The sequence below is a fragment of the Oceanisphaera profunda genome (assembly GCF_002157895.1).
Lineage (GTDB): Bacteria > Pseudomonadota > Gammaproteobacteria > Enterobacterales > Aeromonadaceae > Oceanimonas > Oceanimonas profunda.
Map to the genome: position 1 here is coordinate 3,413,795 of NZ_CP021377.1, position 17,485 is coordinate 3,431,279.

Here is a 17,485-nt window from a genome sequence, read left to right on the forward strand (position 1 = left end):
AGCCTTTAACTCAGTAGTGGAGTCTCAATGCAATTTATTCCAAATACAGTCTTAGGACTATTTGATAGTTCGCAAAAATCATATGAAATCCCTGTTTATCAAAGAGCGTACTCATGGGAAAAACTAAATTGGAAAACATTTCTGGATGATTTATTAGAACAAGTGCAAGGACATAATAATTATTTTTTTGGTAATTTGTTACTGGAAGTAATTAGTAAAAATAAAAAATATGAAGTTATTGATGGTCAACAACGCATTACCACATTAATAATATTTATGAGATCAATGCTGAATGTATTGAAAAGTAGAATCAATGATCCCGTATTAAGCAACTTTGATTATAAAGCAAAAGAAAGTATCTATTTTAAAAATAGTGGAAATATAAAACTACGACCTGTTGAGTATGATAGAGCATGTTTCGATGCGCTAATAATTGATAATAAAAGTAATTTCTCTGTAGGAACACCATCACAAAAAAGAATGAAGTCTGCAAAAGAATATTTTGAAAACGAACTGGATAAAATAGACTCTTTAAAACTACTTGAGATTTTAGATAAAATAGAGAGTACCGATTTAACTATTGTTGAATTAGAAGGTAAGAAAGACTCAGCTTTGATGTTTGAGTTGGAAAATAATAGAGGTAAAGAGTTAACCAATATGGAAAAAATTAAATCATATTTCATGTACCAAATGTATGTCTATAGTAAGCCTGAAGAAGTTGAAATGAATATTGAAAGTATTTCAAACATTTTCAAATTAATTTATTTAATAATAAATGATCTTAAAAATATAAATGAAGATAGTATCTTAATTTATCATAATAATGCTTACATAAAAGGTTTTGCTTATCGTACTTTAGATGATGTAAAAGATGCATTTAAGAAGTCAGATGATAAGGTCGAATGGATAAAGTCTTATGTCGAAGAATTACACACTACTTTTTCTAATGTAAAAAAATTCGAAGCGTCGAATGACTTTTTTGCACAAAGACTTAATGAGCTAGGAGCTCCTGCATTCATATACCCTTTTATTATTAAAGGGTATAAGTATTTTGTTGAAGACAATACTAAGTTGAATCAGCTTTTTAATATTCTAGAAGTTATTACTTTCAGAGCAAAATTAATAAATAGTAGAGCAAATATACAAGAAAGATTAAATGGGATTTTACTATCATTTAATGGCGATTTGGCAGATTTACTTAAAAAGATAAAAAGCAAGCTTAATGAATCTTGGTACTGGGGAGACTCGAATACCAAAAATTATTTAAATGGTTCTATGTATGGTAATAATGTACTGAATTATTTGCTTTGGAGGTATGAAAACCATATCCAAAACAAAGGTTACAGCATTAGAACGTTTTCAATTGAAAATGAGCAAATAGAGCATGTTTCACCACAGACTCCTACAAATGGTGAGCCAATTGAAACGGGATATGAAGTTGACGTTGATAATCAATACTGTGATGAATTTATTGCTGAAAAGTTAAACTCCATGGGGAATTTAATGCTTATCTCAGGTTCTCATAATTCTTCTATCGGAAATAAGCCGTTTAGTAAAAAGCTTGCCACATATAAAAACAATCCCCTATTAAATCAACAAGCTGAAATTGTAAAGTTTGCAAAACATGAAAATAACTTACCTGTATGGAAAAGTAAATCTATAGATGAAAGGCAAGATAAGCTTTTAATATTTGCTATAGAAAACTGGAGCTTTGATCAAATAAAAGTCATCTGTTTTTAATAAATGCAGGTAACAAGTTGCTTAAGCGGAATAAAAACAGTTGGCCATCGATTCGCGATTTTAGCTAACCATTTTTATCCGCTTATCAAGGCGTTGGTTGCCACTACGTCGGAAATTTTTGTTTCTGGTGTAGTATTCTCATGATACGAATTACTGAGCCATCAACTGAATAGGAAACTATCATTGATATCTCAGGGATTATAAGTAATCGACCTTTTATATCATCTCGCTGAACGCTCATTAATGGCTGTTGAAGTAAATTTTCTATCTTTTCTTCAATGATCTGATCTGTTTTATCTGCAGCCGCAGGATTAAAGTCATAAAGAAATTCAAAAATTTTTTCTCGGTCGTTCAGAGATTCTTCTTCCCATAAGATCACTGATTAACACTCCGGCTGCGGATCTTAGCTTTGCGTTCTGCCATTATAGATTTGGCTTGGTCATGTTCAATAAAAGTAGACTTTCCGGCATCTAACTTTTCGAAAGCTAAATTTACCTGCTCACTTAGCCAAGCATCATGAGACGAGGCTTTACGTTGTTGATCAGCTAATTGCTCTGTAAGTTCTCTACAAGCATCACTAAGGGTACGGCCTTGGCTCTCAGCCATTTGTTGGGCCAAGCGTTTGGTTTCTTCATCGACTCGAAACTGAATTCTAGTATCCATAACAGCATCCAACTTGTTGTGTGTGCACAAACGTTAGCACAGGGTAACTAACAAGACCAATCACAACCGCCAGCAAGCTGGCTGGACTCGCTACGCTCGCTTGTGTTGGCGGCGTTAGCATTGAAGGGAAATCATTGGCCACTTTTTTAATATTCTCGCACATGGCATGGAGCTGACTAGTTGATGAAGCAAATTGAGTCACTCATAGTCAGCATTTTTGCTAAATTTAAGCCTCAGCTCTCACGGTTTATATAAAAAACCCAAATCGCCGTACACAAACATCAACATCGAATTCTTGACCTATGGCCACCACGGCAATGCTTTTTATCTCTGCTGGTTGCAGCTCTGCTTCGGTGCGATGAGCGAGCAGTTGCTGAAAGGGCACAATGAATCGAGTCCATTGTGGCTTCACGGACAAAGTGTAGCGAAAAGACTGCCAAGGTCGGGTTAGCTGAGCGGTTTTTACATGCAGATTATAATCGTGGCCGTTGCCAGCCAGCTCAATGAAGATCCCTTTGTAGTCAGCACTTAACTCACTCGGCTCAATATCAAGCTTTATCTGCACGAATCCGCCGTTGTTATCAAGGCTGGTGCGGCCCACTAAACAGGTACAGGGCGAATGATGACGTTCTGCTTGGTGTTGTGTCGCACGAGAGACACCGCCCATTACCTGATCACTGATCACTTTCCAAGGTGAAGGCTCATGCTGAGCACAGTTATAAACATCAACTAATTGTTCGGCAAGAACCGCCGGGCCGTGAGTGTTAATATTGTCATTCATACGTGATTGCGCTCCTAGGCTTGCATACAACTTCTGACCGGTTTAATAACAGGCTAGCAGGTAACGCCGGCTGGTTTTTCTTGAGTATCGCAGATTGCAGGTCGTACCCTAACGGGCCACCCATGTTAGCTGCTGGATTTTTGGTTTGGGATCTACACTCAAAGAGTTCATTTTTTAGACTCTTTGAGAAGGCCCGGATGCCTAAGCCCCGTTTACTCAAGTTAGCTTGTTAGATACGCCTGTTACATGGCGTCCTTTATCACTGCGTCAGTCGCACGAGACGAAGGGCGTGCTTGTGTGTACAGAACAGTACTTTTCATCAGCAATATGGGGCAATGCTTTGAGTATCGCCGCGGTTGGATAGAGTAACGCTTCTGTTGTGGGCGCAGAGGTCTTTTTTAGATACTGGTTAGGAGAGAATAATCGTGAGTCAGGTTGAAGAAGCGTGTCTTCTGGTTGCGTTAAATGCCAAAAGCTTATCTGCCAATAGAAGGCTACACGCCTTGTCGAAGGCACATCCCTTTGAAAATCCGTTATCTGAACTTGGCCCTATTAAATGGGAAAAAAGCATGCGCGGTGTATTAGTACAAGTACTGCTAATGATACTGTTGTTACTCATGTTTCTAGTCGCGATACCATTTCTATATTTTTCACATGTGTTAACTAATTACTTATTGAAGAGAAAGATTAAGAAAGAGCTTAAAGCTATCAAGTCAACTCAGGTATCCATATTCAATCAAGAGAAGACCTTATGCGGTCTTTGGTATGAGATTGGGTTGGAAGATGCCTTATATAATGAAAAAGAAAAAATGCTTGTCCTGAAGCAGTGGCTGCCCATCCTGTATGGCGATTATATTGATATAAACATTGAATGCAGGATTAGTGCTATTTATGAAAGCCGCTCAGCTGCAAATGTAGCGTATTATAATGGTGAGCCTGATGCGCCGCACTTTCATTTTGTACCTGCAATGCAATCGTTAATTGATGCCCTCTCTAGGGTGCGTTCTCAATTATGCCAGCCAGATAACGGCTGACACGAGGCTCAACATTGACTGGTAATTTTTTGCCAGTCGTTCGTACCTAGTTGCTATACGACGAAATTGCTTCAACTTTTGGAAGAAACGCTCAACCAAGTTGCGATCTTTATAAACATGACGATCCAACGGCCTTGGCTCCAATCGATTTTTTCTTGAGGGTATAACCGCTTCTGCTCCAACACTTTGAATACTTTCAACAAACGCATCTGAATCATAACCCTTGTCAGCCAAGACCTGGCTAGGCGTAAAACCATCCAACAATGCCTCTGCTTGATCATATTCTGAGGCCTGCCCTAGGGTTAACAGTAAGCGCACGGGGTTGCCTAAAGCGTCAACGGCAGCATGGATTTTAGTCGTTAGTCCACCTCTAGACTTCCCCATGGCTTCTGCATCTTGCTCTTTTTTTTAGCCGCCCCATGTTGATGGACACGAACGATACTACCGTCGATCATGAGTTGCTCAAAATCAGCTTCTTTGGATAACTCCTCCATTATCGTGAGCCAGACGCCTTTGTGAGACCAACGACTATATCGGACGTAAACGCGGTGCCAATGCCCATAAAAATCAGGTAAATCCCGCCAAGGTGCGCCAGTTCGAGCAATCCAAAGTACCGCTTCAACAAATTTGCGATTATCGAGTGCTGTCACGCCTCTATCGCTAGCTTTACCCGGGAGCAGTTCTTCGATGCACTCCCATTGATCATCTCGTAGCAAGTAATGCCTCATAAGTCGTTACCTCACAAGTAGTTACTTCAAATACTATAAAGGTAGCTAATGCAGCCGAAGCGTCAAATGAGAACGCGCCCTAGTGAGTTGGGAAGCTATGAGTGCGATGGAATATACAGGCATAGCGTAGCCCTGTGAGCCAAGGCGGCCTACTCGCTGCCGTTCGGTTTTTCAGGCTTTGATTCGGTGAGCGACTGTGGGGTACGGATGCGATGGCGGCGGGAAAATGTTCCACTCTCTGCTTGTTCCGCCTGCTTAAGTGCCGCCGCGGCTACCGGTGCAGGGGAGGCCAGACCGAGCTCCTGCAACGCTGTTTCTGCGTGTGCTGCTCGCGCCTCGAAAGAGTGCAAAGCAGCCAAGATTTTCTCATCAAGGCGCCCCTGAGACTCGAAGTACTTCAGTCGCGGATAACGCCCTGCCAGCGCGACACCCCAGTTAAGTGCGGGGTTCCACCATGAGTTTATTTCACGACCCTTGCCAGTAAGGTGCTGCTTCAGCACGTCATCGAGTGCTCCGTTTAACAGCTGCAGATCGAAATCGGCGCCCGGCACCGGCTCAGGTACAGAGTTAGGTACAGAGTCAGGTAGAGAGTTAGGTAGAGAGTTAGGTAGGGAATTAGCTACAGGGCCATCGGGCGCAGCAGCATAAGCGTCAACGCCCGTTTGCGAGGGCCCGGTACGGGTATCGCGATAGCGGGCGAGTGTCATCATATCGCTCGCCAGCACAGGTTCGTTGACCGGTAAACGTATGGCCTCGGGATCCCCCATCAGCTGGCCCCAAGACATACGAATGAAGGTGTGCTGATCTTCCATTCCGGGATGGGTGCACCTAAGCCCGATGGCGTAAGCTTCTAGGTGTTCTTGCAAAAACTGAAACCCGGTGTAACGCGCCCAACGGACCACCAGAAACTCATGGGCAGCGGCGCCGGGCAGATGGAAGTTAACCGCTTGCAGATAGTCCTGCACAATCTGCACTTGCTCGTCCGACAGCTCAAGATCCTCATGCAGAGGGTACATACCTTCAAAGGTGTTGCGTACCGGTCTGGGGCGCGCGGCAATGTAAGCATCTAGCTCGGCTTGGGTGCGTGGGCGTGTTTTTTTCAGTGTCATACTTTTTCTCAGCATAATAACAGCGACTTCCTTTTCTTTGCGCAGACGGTCAGATCAGCTGGTTGCGGTCGTAGAAGTCGGTGTCTTCGAAGAAGCCACCGCGGCCCTTAAGGATAATATCGTAACGATTGGTCACCTCAATACGCTCCAGCCACTTCAGGCTGCGAAACCCGGTCGAGGTTTCTAGGCGCAGCCGCACCGGCCCGCCATTTTTGGCCGGAATTTCGCCTTCGTCGTTGAGCTCAAAGGCAATCAGCGTCTGGGGCATTCGTGCCTCAACCATGGGGGTAGACTCATAATAGGTTCCCCCCTCATACAGCACATCATCGCGGCCCATGTTCTGAAAGCTGGTGTACACCACGTCAGTCGCACCGGGCAAGGGTTTCACCAGATCCAAAAGGTCGGACACGGTAATGCCGCGCCACCGCCCAATTGAGGTGAAGCCCTGCACACAGTGGTGCAACGTGGTCTGGGAGTGACCAGCGGCAAGTTCGCGAAGCTGCGCAATGGTTAGTGTCATTGGGCGTTCAACGTAACCACCGATTTCAAGCACGTAGTCGTCTTCGTAGCAGTTGGCCATCAGCGCCAGGTATTCGGGAGTTTCTGGTGGCCGGCCGCTGCCACGGAAGTTGTGAGTGGTATTATCAATACCTACGTCTTTACCCGTGATATTGGAGCGATCGTAGTGCATGCGCGCGGGCAGTTTGTACAGCAGATTAGACCATGGCCGCACAATCACGTTGTGCAACTTCTCAACGGCACGGCCGTCTGCCAAGGTCCATCGTGTAGCGACCACATGCAGGGTTACTATGAGGGCGAGGCCGATACTGAAAATGACGCCGCCCACAACCGGACTGTTGGAGTGTCCTAACACCATCTTTGATGTCTCGTGCAAGTAGCCGTGCATAAAGACCAAGATCACGTGTACTGCGAAGAATGCGACGTACCCAACCAGGCACAAAAAGTGCGTGCTACGAATTACTTGGCGGCCACCGAGTGCACGGGTAATACGCGAAAAATGGTTGGCAATGGCCGGAGACTGAAATGCCCCAGTTAAGATGACCAAAGGCGTTAGTATCAGGATCACGAAACCGTAAGACAGTTGCTGCAGGGCATTAAACACCATGCCATCGACGGGGTGGGGCATGGTGAAGGCAAGGTAGGCCAACATATCCTGACCCGCCTGAGAAAAAACATCCCAACTGGTGGGCACGTAGCGCCGCCACTGACCGGTAACCAGCAGTAACACGAAGTAGATTATCCAGCAGGTAACAAACCCCGTCACCGCCATAAAGTGCCAGTAACGCCCCAGACCCAGCAGGCCGCGCCCGGGGAGCGAAATGCGGGGAGAGTAGTTGCTGTCTTCACCGCCCACCGTGTAGTACTTATGCTTAGGTTCGTCTTGAACCGTAAACTGAGCCCAGGATGTGCCGGGCACGGTGTGCTGTGAGCGGTAAAGCTTAGGGTAGGTACCTAGAATCTCGAGGCCTGAGCGAACGAGGAACGAAATGAAGATGATATTGAGGAAGTGCTCTACACGAAGCCACCACGGAAATCCGAGATCCATTAAAAAACCCTTATCAGTCCATAAAATTTTGGTTGTCGGGAGCGGCGACGATCATGCCGTAGCGTAGTGCCCAAAAAAGTACCATGTAGCCTATTGAGGCAAACAGCGTCAGGTTCCAAATCGCAGCGTCAACCACACTGGCGCCATTCCAGATATAGGGCGCATTGCCGAGCAGGCCGCCAAGGTAGATCAATAGAGAAGACAGCGCGATGATTAACCCCCATGTCCAAATGCGGGCAGAGGACAGCAAACCAACGGCAACGAACACCACGGCCGCCCCAAAGACACTCCACAGCGCCGGGACAGCGAACAGAAATGGCTCATGGTTCGATAGTGCAACCGCTGCCGAAGCACCGCCGATTACGGCGATCACGGCAATGAGTAGCAGCCGGGTAGTCCGCGGCAGGTTGATACGGATGTAGCGCAACAACGGAGCGCGCTTTTTGCCGGGCCTAATGTGCTCAAGGACTGGCTGCGTCGCATTTGGGGTGCCACGAAAGTCCACACCGGCCCGCAGAGCAGGAGAGTTTTCATCTTCCATTGCTAGGTACTGTCTCCATCTAAGATCATTAATCGCTGGGCGGTGTTTAGTACCGCTACCAAGGCTACAGCATGAAGGGCACCATTTCGGTACTCATTTCAGTACGCATTTCAGTACAGTGAGACGAGCCCCAAGGGTATGAACTCTCATGTCGTTCGCTACGTCAAAGTCACCGGTGGGCTGGTTGTTATGCATAAATTGTGACTAAAAACGGCATATATTTACATTAGTAGATCCTAAATCAATATGGCTGGGTTCGCAAATCCCTTTGCGAGTCCTGTAAAGAGGTGATCCCAAACACACTAAAGCACCGTTCTAGGCCGTCATGCCGGTACTGGATCAAGCCCAGCATGACGGCTCCGGTATCTTCTCTAAATCCTAAAAACAGATCCTGAATCTAGTTCAGGAAGACGACTTAGAGCGAGATCCTGACTTTCGTCAGGAAGACAGCCTAAAGAAAAGCACCGCCCTATGCCGTCTTACCGGTACTGGGTCAAGCCCAGCATGACGGCCCCGGTATCTCGCACTGTGCACTCTGCCTGTGAATCTAAAAGCGAGATCCTGAATCGAGTTCAGGAAGACGGCCTAAAGAAAAGCACCGCCCTGTGCCGTCTTACCGGGCTCGCCCCGGTATCTCGCACTGTGCACTCTGCCTGAAATCTAAAATCGAGATCCTGAATCGAGTTCAGGAAGACGACTTAGGGCGAGATCCTGACTTGCTCCGGTATCAGGAAGACGGCTAAAAGAAATGAAGTGTGAATCGTAAGGCGTGGGGTGAAAAAGCGGCTTGTCAGAAAATAGAATAAAAGAAAATTTTCTCAAAACCGCCGCGATCCATACAGCCTCTCTTTCTTATCTCAACAACAGCCACCTAATCTAAATTCCACCCAAATAAAAAGGCTCCCGAAGGAGCCTTTTTTAACTGCGGTCATTAATGATTAATGACTTTCTGGCTTCGCCATGGGGGCCGATGCCTTGTTTTGTGCCGCAGTGCTGCCTGCGTGACGTCCACTAGTGGCAACGTTTTCGCGTGGCAGCTGCTGAGGGTACTCAGGCTTTACGTAAGGCACTGGCGCAACCACTTCTGGCTTAACCATGGGCGCAGAAGCTTGGCGTGAGCGACGGTATAAACCGGCGGCCTGTGGCGCTGCTTTTGCTTCTGGCTGGGCAGCTACTGGTTCAGCTTTAGGCTGAGGAGCAGCTTCAGGCTTTGCCGTAGGCTGGCTAGTGGCTACAGGCTCAGCTTTTGGCTCGCTTGGCGTTGGTGCAACCGGCGCGGCTGCTACTGGCTCGGCTGGCTGTTGAGTCGGCGCAGGCTCTGCTACTGCAGGTGCCACAGCTACTTTATCAACGGCCACGGTTGGCTCAGCTTTAGGTGCAACGGCGGCAGGTGCCACAGGTGCAGCTGGTTCCGCTTTAACTTCCGCTTCAGCTTTAACAACAGGCTGTTCAACAACGGCTGGCTGCTCAGCTTTCGGCTCTGCTGCTTTTTGCTCTTGAACCTTTTGCTCTTCAACAGGGCGGGCGGCGACAACTGGCTCGGCGGCTTTAGGCTCAACCGGAGCTTCGGCTTTCGCTGCTACTGGCGCTGTAGCTTCAGGAGTAGCTTGAGTTTCTACTTTCGCTGCTTCTTGCTTAGGCGCTACTGGCTGTTCAGTGGCTGCTGGCGTTGGCTGAGCTTTAGCTTCTTGCGCTACAGGTTGTGCGGCGGCCAGTGCTTCTTCGGTCGCGACCCACTTGTCTTCACCTTGAGCGGCAATTAACGCGGCTATGCTGTCTTCGCGACGACGACGACGGCTGTCTTCGTTCATGCGCTTGCGCTTAGGCATGGCACTGCGTTTGTGGTGCTCTTTGCTACTGTTATCATCTGCCTTGGCAGTGGCTTGCGGCTGAGCAGCAGTTTCAGTGGTTGCGGTTTGCTGTTCTTCACCACCAATACGTACTTGTTTTCTTTGCTGACGGCGCTGACGACGTTCAGCCAAGTTCTGCTCTTGAGACTCAGTAGCAGGCGCAGCAGCGGTGGTCGTGACTGCTGTGGTTGCGGCAGCAGTAGCGGCAGTTGCAGCGTCAGCAGTATCCACTTCATTCAGTTGAGCTGGTGCTGGTTGCTGGTCACGGCGCGGTTTTCTGCGTTCACGACGTGGGCGATCAGTCTTATTTTCATCCTGAACGGCAACGGTTACCGGTGCTTTAGACTCAGCTTGCACGGCAGTATTGCGTTCTTCTTCACGCGGTTTGCGGCTGTTGCTATTACGAGGATTACGCTGTGAGCGATCATTACGATCATTGCTGTTGCGATCATTACGGTCACGACTTGAAGAGCGTTGGTTATTGCGGCTCTGGTTACGCTCGCCGGTGCCATTGTTACTCGCGTTACGACCGTTATTTCCGGCATTGCCATTGTTATTCGCAGTGGCAGGGCGAGGCGTGGCTGTAGATGCAGCAGCGGCTTCCGCGTCTGTATTACCGTTAAACCAGCTGCTAACCACACTGAAAACACGGCTGATCAAGCCAGGTCCGGCCACTACTGCAGGGGCGGGGGCAGCAGTAGGTGTTGGAGCTGGGGCAGCAGCAGCCGGTGCCGGGGCGCTAGCCGTCGGCGCGGGAGCGGGGGCAGTAAAGCCCTGCAATGCAGGCTGCTCAATACGTGAGCCAGATTGGCTGTCGCGCGGCGTATACGTCGACTTAGGCACATCGGTTTTTAGGTGATAGCTGCTGACACTTTCTTCTTCGCCGCTGCGCACACGTTCCACACTAAAGTGCGGAGTTTCTAGCTGCTCGTTAGGAATAATGTAAATTTCAACGCTATAACGCTGCTCTAAGCTAGCGATAGACTTGCGCTTTTCGTTCAACAGATAAGCGGCTACGTCTACCGGCACTTGGCCGTGAATTTGACCGGTGTTGTCTTTCAGCGCTTCTTCTTCAATCAGGCGCAAAATGGCCAGAGCGAGAGATTCGGTATCACGAATGGTGCCTTGGCCTAAACAGCGAGGGCAAACATGGGTGCTGGACTCACCAAGAGAAGGGCGCAAACGCTGACGCGACATTTCTAGCAAACCAAAGCGAGAAATACGGCCTAACTGAATGCGGGCACGGTCTTGGCGCACGGCATCGCGCAGGCAGTTTTCTACTTCACGCTGATGGCGCACGGGCGTCATGTCGATAAAATCGATCACCACTAAGCCACCTAAGTCACGCAGGCGTAACTGGCGAGCAATTTCTTCGGCCGCTTCTAGGTTAGTTTTCAGTGCCGTTTCTTCTATGTCGCTGCCTTTGGTGGCGCGAGAAGAGTTGATGTCGATACTGGTTAAAGCTTCGGTAGGGTCAATCACGATGCTGCCGCCTGAGGGCAGGCGCACTTCGCGTTGAAAGGCCGACTCAATTTGGCTTTCAATCTGATAGTGGCTAAACATCGGCACGTCGCCGTCGTACAGCTTCACGATTTTTAAGGAGTCTGGACGTACCAGCTCAATGTGCTTTTTAGCGCGTTCGTAGACTACGGGATTGTCGATCACAATCTCGCCAATATCACGGCGCAAGTAGTCACGAATGGCACGCACAATCACGTTACTTTCTTGGTGAATTAAGAAAGGAGCCGCGCCGCCTTCAGAGGCTTCTTGAATCGCTTTCCAGTGGCCTTGCAGTACGCGCAAGTCCCACTCCAGCTCTTCTGCTGACTTGCCCACACCGGCGGTGCGCACAATCAGGCCCATGCCATCGGGCAGGGCAAGCTGAGACAAGGCTTCTTTAAGCTCGGTACGCTCGTCACCTTCGATACGACGAGAAATACCGCCGGCACGAGGGTTATTAGGCATCAGTACCAAGTAAGAACCGGCCAAGCTGATAAAAGTAGTGAGTGCCGCGCCTTTATTGCCGCGCTCTTCTTTATCAATTTGTACGATGACTTCTTGGCCTTCTTTGACCACTTCTTTGATGTTGGGTCGGCCTTGGTAGCTGTATCCGGCAGGAAAATAGTTACGCGCAATTTCTTTTAACGGTAAAAAACCGTGACGCTCAGCACCGTAATCGACAAACGCCGCTTCTAGGCTGGGCTCTACACGAGTAATTTTACCTTTATAGATATTGGCTTTTTTTTGTTCATGGCCTGGACTTTCAATATCCAGATCGTACAGTTTTTGCCCATCTACTAGGGCGACGCGCAACTCTTCTTCTTGAGTTGCGTTGATTAGCATTCTTTTCATTAATGACTCTTTTATAAAGTTTTTACTGTTTATACAGTGTTGGTGTTTTCCCTAGCCTAACCGCGTTATTCCGACTAACACCGGCCTCGAGTCTGGTAGCGCAATAGATACAGCCTCCCGGCTGGGTACGCTTGAGGCGCATATTCAGGTGTTTTTCACGGGTAAGGGAGAGCCCAAAGATCGCGAATAAAACGGAGTGCTAGGGGTATTCAGGGTGTGCTACCCACTGTTTGCTAGATAACTCTTCTTAATAGCATTGCTATAGAGCGTTATGGAACAAATGGCTAACACGAAATTCTGAGCCATTATCACACTTTAACTGTAATCTTAGCAAGACGCCTTTTCTGCATCCAATCACACTTCCTAATGATAGAATATTGCCATGAAACCAGAACTACAACACAGCGTGCGACTACTCACTATAGATGCTGAGTACGAAGGGCAACGCATAGACAACTTTTTACGAACCGAGCTTAAGGGTGTACCCAAAAGCATGATTTACCGCATTGTGCGCAAAGGTGAGGTAAGAGTTAATAAAAAACGCATTAAACCCGAATATAAACTGCTGGCCGGTGACATAGTGCGCATCCCGCCGGTACGGGTGGCGGAGCGTGAGGATCCGGTGCCAAGCAATAAGCTTAGCGAAGTACAACCCTTAGAAGCGGCCATCGTCTATGAAGATGATGCACTCATTGTTATCAATAAACCTTCTGGGCTGGCGGTACATGGCGGCAGTGGACTCAGCTATGGTCTGATTGAAGGCCTGCGTGCGCTGCGCCCTCAAGCACGGTTTTTAGAATTGGTACACCGTTTGGATCGCGACACCTCCGGCTTATTGTTGGTGGCCAAAAAACGCAGTATGTTGCGCAATCTGCATGAGCAGTTACGTGAAAAAACCATAGATAAACACTATTTAGCTTTGGTGTGTGGTGACTGGCCTGCGAAGCAAAGAGCTGTTAAGGCACCACTGCGCAAGTTTGAAATGCCCACCGGTGATCGCGTAGTGAAAGTTGATACCAAAGAAGGTAAACCTTCAGAAACGCGTTTTAAGATCCTGCAACAGTTTACCCAAGCGACCTTGGTCGAATGTAGCCCCATTACTGGGCGCACCCATCAAATTCGCGTGCACACCTTGCATGGTGGGCACCCCATTGCCGGTGATACCAAATACGGTGATGCCCAGTTTGATGAACAAATGGGTAAGCTAGGCCTAAATCGCTTATTTTTGCATGCGTGTCGGTTGCGTTTCTTCCATCCGGTATTGGAAGAGCAGATGACAGTAGAAGCGCCATTAGAGCCAAGCTTAGAGCGGTTATTAACGCGCCTGACTAAGCGCTAGGTTACGAAAGCCGGTGTTTTTAGTAGAAGCCGCTTTAGCCGGCTGGTGGCGCATCGCGGCACGGATGTTGTTGCTTTGTCGTTGTAAAGTTTTGCTACACAAAACCGGCCAGCTAAAGACGGCCTCTACGAGGGTAAATCTTTTGTAGTCCTTTATTTTAAGCATTTTTTAGGTATCGGGCGCTGTTATGAGGTTTGTTAAGTATGAAGTTTCGATTAGTGATTTTTGATTGGGATGGCACGCTCATGGACTCGGTGGCGCGCATTGTGTCTAGCATGCAAACTGCGGCGCTGGATTGTTTGTTGCCGGTGCCAAGTGCGGAGGCGGTGCGCGATATTATCGGGCTTAGCTTATATAAGGCGTTTCCGATTTTGTTTGGCACTCTTAGTGACGCCCAGTCGACTCAACTGTTGACCGTCTATCGCCGTCATTATTTAGAGCTGGATCAAACCCCATCACCCTTGTTTGCCGGTGCATCCGATACCATCAAAGGCTTGCATGCTAGTGGCTATCAATTAGCAGTGGCCACGGGTAAACAGCGGGTGGGTTTGGATAGCGTATTGGCAGATACCCAATTGGGCAGTTATTTTCATGCACTGCGCGGGGCCGATCAGGCGGTGTCTAAGCCGCACCCGTTAATGCTCGAGCAAATCTTAGATGAGCTACAAGTGAAGCCCGCTGAGGCGGTAATGGTGGGGGATTCAAGCTACGACCTAGCAATGGCTCAAGCCATCGGCATGCCGCGCATCGGGGTAACCTACGGCGTGCACGACTCCATTAAGTTAAGCGCTCACCAGCCGCTAGCGTTAATTGACGATATTCGCCACTTGCGGCAGTGGGTTTAAGCGCAGCAGGCAGCTTTAAGCTGTCAGCGAGAAAAAGCAGATACCGGGGCGAGCCCGGTAAGACGGCAAAGAGTGGTGTTTGTCTTTAGGTCGTCTTCCTGACGGAAGTCAGGATCTCGCTCTAAGTCGTCTTCCTGAACTCGATTCAGGAGCTGTCTTTAGGATTTACGGAGCCGTCATGCTGGGCTTGACCCAGTACCGGCAAGACGGCACAGGGCGGTGTTTTTCTGTAGGCCGTTGCTAAATACCAGAGCCGTGATGCCGAGCTTGACTCGGTACCGGCATGACGGCACAAAGTCGGTGTTTTCGCCTCACACCTCACAATTCACGCCTCACTATAAATCAAGGCACTTGCACTCCACACTCAGCCAACAAGTCGACCAGCGCGATTAAGGGCAGGCCGACGAGGGCGTTGGGATCACGGCCTTCCATGCGTTTAAATAAGCTAATGCCTAAGCCTTCGCATTTAAAGGCGCCGGCGCAGTCCAGAGCGGGCTCTCGCTCAAGGTAGCGATCCACTTGTGCCTCACTTAAGGTACGAAACACCACAGAAAATGGCTCTACTAAGGAGCGCATTTGCAGCTTTGCGGCATCATACACCGCGAGCCCCGTATAAAAGGTAATGCGCTGGCCACTGGCGGCCAATAATTGTGCGCGGGCGTTGGTCAAGGTGTGTGGCTTACCCAATATTTGGCTTTGGTTCACACCGGCTTGGTTAATGGACACGGGGTTCACACACACCTGATCGGAGCCAATAATCAGGCTGCGGGGATAAAGGTGGCTCAGGGCGCGGGCTTTTTGCTCGGCTAAGCGCAGTACTAACGCCTCGGCACACTCATTGGGCAGGGCGGTCTCGTCTATGTCTGGGCTATGGCTGCTAAAAGGCAGTTGTAGCTTGCCTAATAGCTGTTGGCGATAGACGGATGACGAAGCAAGGATCAGTGACGGCAGGGCTGAAGGCATAAGTAGCAGACCGATAATGGTTAAGGTGCAGCAGTTTAGCACTTTGTGCACTGTGCTTGAGTGTTAGGGGGTAAGTTAACGGCCTGTATGGCTTTTTCTCGGCCCAAGTATGGCGCATAATGTGTATCTATAACTGATTACTTACGGCTGAAAACGCACCGCCGCTTTCTCGCTATTATTTAACCGTTGAAGGGAATTTCTCTTTGACTCCCATGATGAGTATCTATAACATGCGCGCCTTATGGAAAAGGTAAAGTTGCCCAATAAGGTTGATCCCGCTCGCTGCGCGCTTAATCGTCTTCAATATGAAGGTGAGTATGCTGCGTCGCTAATGCCCAGACTGGCGGAGTCAACCCAAGGTATCCATGGTGATATCAACGTATCTCTAAACTTTGGCACCGACGCCCAAGGGCTACGCATTATGCTGGGTAAAACTCGCATGACTGTGTCGCTCCAGTGCCAAAGATGTAATGAGCCGTTTGATACTACTATAGAATCCGAATTTACATACACGCCGCTGCGTGCAAACGCAGATGCGCCAGACGTACCGGAAGATTACGAAACGGTCGAAGTGGATGAAGCTGGTGAAATAGATTTGGTTGAACTGGTTGAGGATGAACTTATTCTCAGCTTGCCTCAGATACCGGTTCATGAAAATGAGCATTGTTCTGAAGGTAAATTCGATCAAAGCTTTGGTACCATTCCAACCGCTGAAGAACGTCCGAACCCTTTCGCCGTTCTGGAAGGCTTAAAACGTAAGTAACTGATTTAGGAGTGAGGTCAAATGGCCGTACAAAAGAGTAAAGTATCTCGCGCTGTGCGCGGAAGCCGTCGTTCACACGATTCGTTGACTACTGCTGCACTGACTGTAGATAAAACTACAGGCGAATTGCATCGTCGTCACCACATCACTGCGGATGGTTTTTACCGCGGTGTAAAGGTTATTAACAAGTAATAACCTTTGTCGCAGCTTACCGTTGCGTTAGATATGATGGGGGGAGATTTTGGCCCCTCAATAACAGTGCCTGCCGCCGCGCAGGCACTGTCGCTTCTACCTGATCTGAATCTGTTGATGTTTGGCTTGGAAGCGGAGCTTTCTCCTTGGCTAACACGCCTGCAATTAGACCAACATCCCAGAGTTCAGACGTACTTTTGTACGCAACAGGTGGGCAATGATCATAAAGCCGCTTATGCCCTGCGTCATCTAACCGACTCTTCTATGCGCAACGCGCTTGATGCACTAGCATCAGGGCGCGCTTCTGCTTGCGTGAGTGCCGGTAATACTGGGGCGTTAATGGCCATGGCTATGAAAGTGCTCAATACCGTACCTGGCGTAGACAGACCGGCGCTTATTACCCGCCTGCCACAAGGTGATGGCGGTTATGCCTTATTGCTTGATGTGGGGGCCAATATTAGTTGCAGCGCCGAACAATTGGTGCAATTTGCCTTAATGGGAGAGCAGGCCGCCCAGCATATCTTAGGCATCGCCTCTCCGCGTGTTGCCCTACTGAATGTGGGCGCAGAAGCCAACAAAGGTAATGAGGCGGTACGGGTGGCCGGTACGCGCTTAAGCCAAACCGCAAACCTCAATTACAGCGGTTATATCGAAGGCAATGAGTTGTTTATTGGCCGTGCGGACGTCATAGTGTGTGACGGATTTGTCGGCAATGTGGCTCTTAAAACCAGCGAAGGCGTGGCCCGATTATTATTAGGTCAAAAGCTGAAACGCGGTTTGTTAAGTAAAATGCTGACTTTTTGGTTAAAAAAACGACTCTCCCATCTGAACCCCGACCAGTATAACGGTGCGAGTCTGATAGGATTACGCGCCAGTGTGGTGAAAAGCCATGGCAGTGCTGGGTCACCTGCCTTCTTCAATGCGATCTTACAGGCCATATCTGAAATAGAGCATGACCTGCCTGCGAGCATCGCGCATCGTTTCGATACTGCCCCACAGGACAGTCACGCAAGATAAA

The 17,485-nt window shown here is 48.5% G+C and carries 16 protein-coding genes; 7 read left to right on the forward strand and 9 right to left on the reverse strand.

The annotated features are described in order from the left end of the window. Positions 1-27: 27 nt before the first annotated feature. Positions 28-1,740: a DUF262 domain-containing protein gene (locus CBP31_RS15105; protein ID WP_087038475.1), complete on the forward strand. Its 1,713-nt coding sequence runs from the start codon at positions 28-30 to the stop codon at positions 1,738-1,740. Positions 1,741-1,843: 103 nt separating this feature from the next. Here the strand turns inward: CBP31_RS15105 and CBP31_RS15110 are convergent, their stop codons facing one another. The 3 genes from CBP31_RS15110 to CBP31_RS15120 form a co-directional block, all read right to left on the reverse strand. Next, positions 1,844-2,119 (reverse strand): type II toxin-antitoxin system RelE/ParE family toxin, encoded by a 276-nt coding sequence (locus CBP31_RS15110; protein ID WP_087038476.1) that lies wholly within the window; start codon positions 2,117-2,119, stop codon positions 1,844-1,846. Further along, entirely contained in the window at positions 2,116-2,403 is a 288-nt protein-coding gene (locus CBP31_RS15115; RefSeq protein ID WP_087038477.1) for a type II toxin-antitoxin system RelB/DinJ family antitoxin, read from the reverse strand. The genes CBP31_RS15110 and CBP31_RS15115 overlap by 4 nt, the downstream gene beginning before the upstream one ends. 247 nt (positions 2,404-2,650) lie before the next feature. Then, positions 2,651-3,184: a CIA30 family protein gene (locus CBP31_RS15120; protein WP_087038478.1), complete on the reverse strand. Its 534-nt coding sequence runs from the start codon at positions 3,182-3,184 to the stop codon at positions 2,651-2,653. A 425-nt stretch (positions 3,185-3,609) separates the two neighbouring features. Here CBP31_RS15120 and CBP31_RS15125 point away from each other — a divergent pair, with 425 nt between their 5' ends. Then, complete coding sequence (locus CBP31_RS15125) at positions 3,610-4,218, forward strand: hypothetical protein (protein ID WP_087038479.1); 609 nt, start codon at positions 3,610-3,612, stop codon at positions 4,216-4,218. On the opposite strand, the gene CBP31_RS15130 is transcribed toward CBP31_RS15125, so the two are convergent. The 5 genes from CBP31_RS15130 to rne all read right to left on the reverse strand — a co-directional run bounded on the left by CBP31_RS15130 (position 4,195) and on the right by rne (position 12,365). Continuing rightward, a protein-coding gene (locus CBP31_RS15130) for an IS5 family transposase (protein WP_407668743.1) occupies positions 4,195-4,946 on the reverse strand; the annotation gives its coding sequence in 2 pieces (ribosomal slippage) (positions 4,195-4,616 and positions 4,616-4,946; 753 coding nt in all). The two genes, CBP31_RS15125 and CBP31_RS15130, sit on opposite strands and share 24 nt — an antisense overlap. A 149-nt stretch (positions 4,947-5,095) precedes the next feature. Next, positions 5,096-6,070, reverse strand: coding sequence for a hypothetical protein (locus CBP31_RS15135; protein WP_227875063.1), 975 nt, complete (start codon positions 6,068-6,070; stop codon positions 5,096-5,098). Between the two features lie 34 nt (positions 6,071-6,104). Then, positions 6,105-7,622, reverse strand: a complete 1,518-nt coding sequence (locus tag CBP31_RS15140) for a molybdopterin-dependent oxidoreductase (protein ID WP_087038481.1) — start codon at positions 7,620-7,622, stop codon at positions 6,105-6,107. Positions 7,623-7,635: 13 nt separating this feature from the next. Beyond that, entirely contained in the window at positions 7,636-8,163 is a 528-nt protein-coding gene (locus tag CBP31_RS15145) for a hypothetical protein (RefSeq protein WP_087038482.1), read from the reverse strand. Positions 8,164-9,101: 938 nt separating this feature from the next. Beyond that, complete coding sequence (rne, locus tag CBP31_RS15150) at positions 9,102-12,365, reverse strand: ribonuclease E (RefSeq protein ID WP_087038483.1); 3,264 nt, start codon at positions 12,363-12,365, stop codon at positions 9,102-9,104. A 382-nt stretch (positions 12,366-12,747) separates the two neighbouring features. On the opposite strand from rne, the gene rluC reads away from it, so the two are divergent. Next, positions 12,748-13,704 (forward strand): 23S rRNA pseudouridine(955/2504/2580) synthase RluC, encoded by a 957-nt coding sequence (rluC, locus tag CBP31_RS15155; protein WP_087038484.1) that lies wholly within the window; start codon positions 12,748-12,750, stop codon positions 13,702-13,704. A gap of 203 nt (positions 13,705-13,907) precedes the next feature. Further along, positions 13,908-14,549 carry an HAD family hydrolase gene (locus CBP31_RS15160; protein WP_087038485.1) on the forward strand — a complete coding sequence of 214 codons (642 nt, stop codon included), beginning with the start codon at positions 13,908-13,910 and terminating at the stop codon, positions 14,547-14,549. Positions 14,550-14,891: 342 nt separating this feature from the next. On the opposite strand, the gene CBP31_RS15165 is transcribed toward CBP31_RS15160, so the two are convergent. After that, a complete protein-coding gene (locus CBP31_RS15165; protein WP_322348428.1) occupies positions 14,892-15,512 on the reverse strand; it encodes a Maf family protein in 621 nt (206 codons plus the stop codon). A gap of 241 nt (positions 15,513-15,753) precedes the next feature. On the opposite strand from CBP31_RS15165, the gene yceD reads away from it, so the two are divergent. Genes yceD through plsX form a run of 3 tightly spaced genes read left to right on the forward strand, consistent with a single transcriptional unit; the run spans position 15,754 to position 17,484 of the window. Further along, on the forward strand, positions 15,754-16,275 hold the full coding sequence (gene yceD, locus CBP31_RS15170) for a 23S rRNA accumulation protein YceD (RefSeq protein ID WP_087038486.1): 522 nt from the start codon (positions 15,754-15,756) through the stop codon (positions 16,273-16,275). A gap of 21 nt (positions 16,276-16,296) precedes the next feature. Then, positions 16,297-16,467, forward strand: a complete 171-nt coding sequence (gene rpmF / locus CBP31_RS15175; RefSeq protein ID WP_087038487.1) for a 50S ribosomal protein L32 — start codon at positions 16,297-16,299, stop codon at positions 16,465-16,467. A gap of 6 nt (positions 16,468-16,473) precedes the next feature. Beyond that, positions 16,474-17,484: a phosphate acyltransferase PlsX gene (gene plsX, locus CBP31_RS15180; RefSeq protein WP_087038488.1), complete on the forward strand. Its 1,011-nt coding sequence runs from the start codon at positions 16,474-16,476 to the stop codon at positions 17,482-17,484. Position 17,485: the final 1 nt, after the last annotated feature.

Bases quoted from the DNA above. Each gene is read 5' to 3' on its own strand.
- CBP31_RS15105 (WP_087038475.1), top strand. From the start codon at position 28: ATGCAATTTATTCCAAATACAGTCTTAGGACTATTTGATAGTTCGCAA.
- CBP31_RS15115 (WP_087038477.1), bottom strand. From the start codon at position 2,403: ATGGATACTAGAATTCAGTTTCGAGTCGATGAAGAAACCAAACGCTTG.
- CBP31_RS15120 (WP_087038478.1), bottom strand. From the start codon at position 3,184: ATGAATGACAATATTAACACTCACGGCCCGGCGGTTCTTGCCGAACAA.
- CBP31_RS15135 (WP_227875063.1), bottom strand. From the start codon at position 6,070: ATGCTGAGAAAAAGTATGACACTGAAAAAAACACGCCCACGCACCCAA.
- CBP31_RS15140 (WP_087038481.1), bottom strand. From the start codon at position 7,622: ATGGATCTCGGATTTCCGTGGTGGCTTCGTGTAGAGCACTTCCTCAAT.
- CBP31_RS15145 (WP_087038482.1), bottom strand. From the start codon at position 8,163: ATGGAAGATGAAAACTCTCCTGCTCTGCGGGCCGGTGTGGACTTTCGT.
- rne (WP_087038483.1), bottom strand. From the start codon at position 12,365: ATGAAAAGAATGCTAATCAACGCAACTCAAGAAGAAGAGTTGCGCGTC.
- rluC (WP_087038484.1), top strand. From the start codon at position 12,748: ATGAAACCAGAACTACAACACAGCGTGCGACTACTCACTATAGATGCT.
- CBP31_RS15160 (WP_087038485.1), top strand. From the start codon at position 13,908: ATGAAGTTTCGATTAGTGATTTTTGATTGGGATGGCACGCTCATGGAC.
- CBP31_RS15165 (WP_322348428.1), bottom strand. From the start codon at position 15,512: ATGCCTTCAGCCCTGCCGTCACTGATCCTTGCTTCGTCATCCGTCTAT.
- yceD (WP_087038486.1), top strand. From the start codon at position 15,754: ATGGAAAAGGTAAAGTTGCCCAATAAGGTTGATCCCGCTCGCTGCGCG.
- rpmF (WP_087038487.1), top strand. From the start codon at position 16,297: ATGGCCGTACAAAAGAGTAAAGTATCTCGCGCTGTGCGCGGAAGCCGT.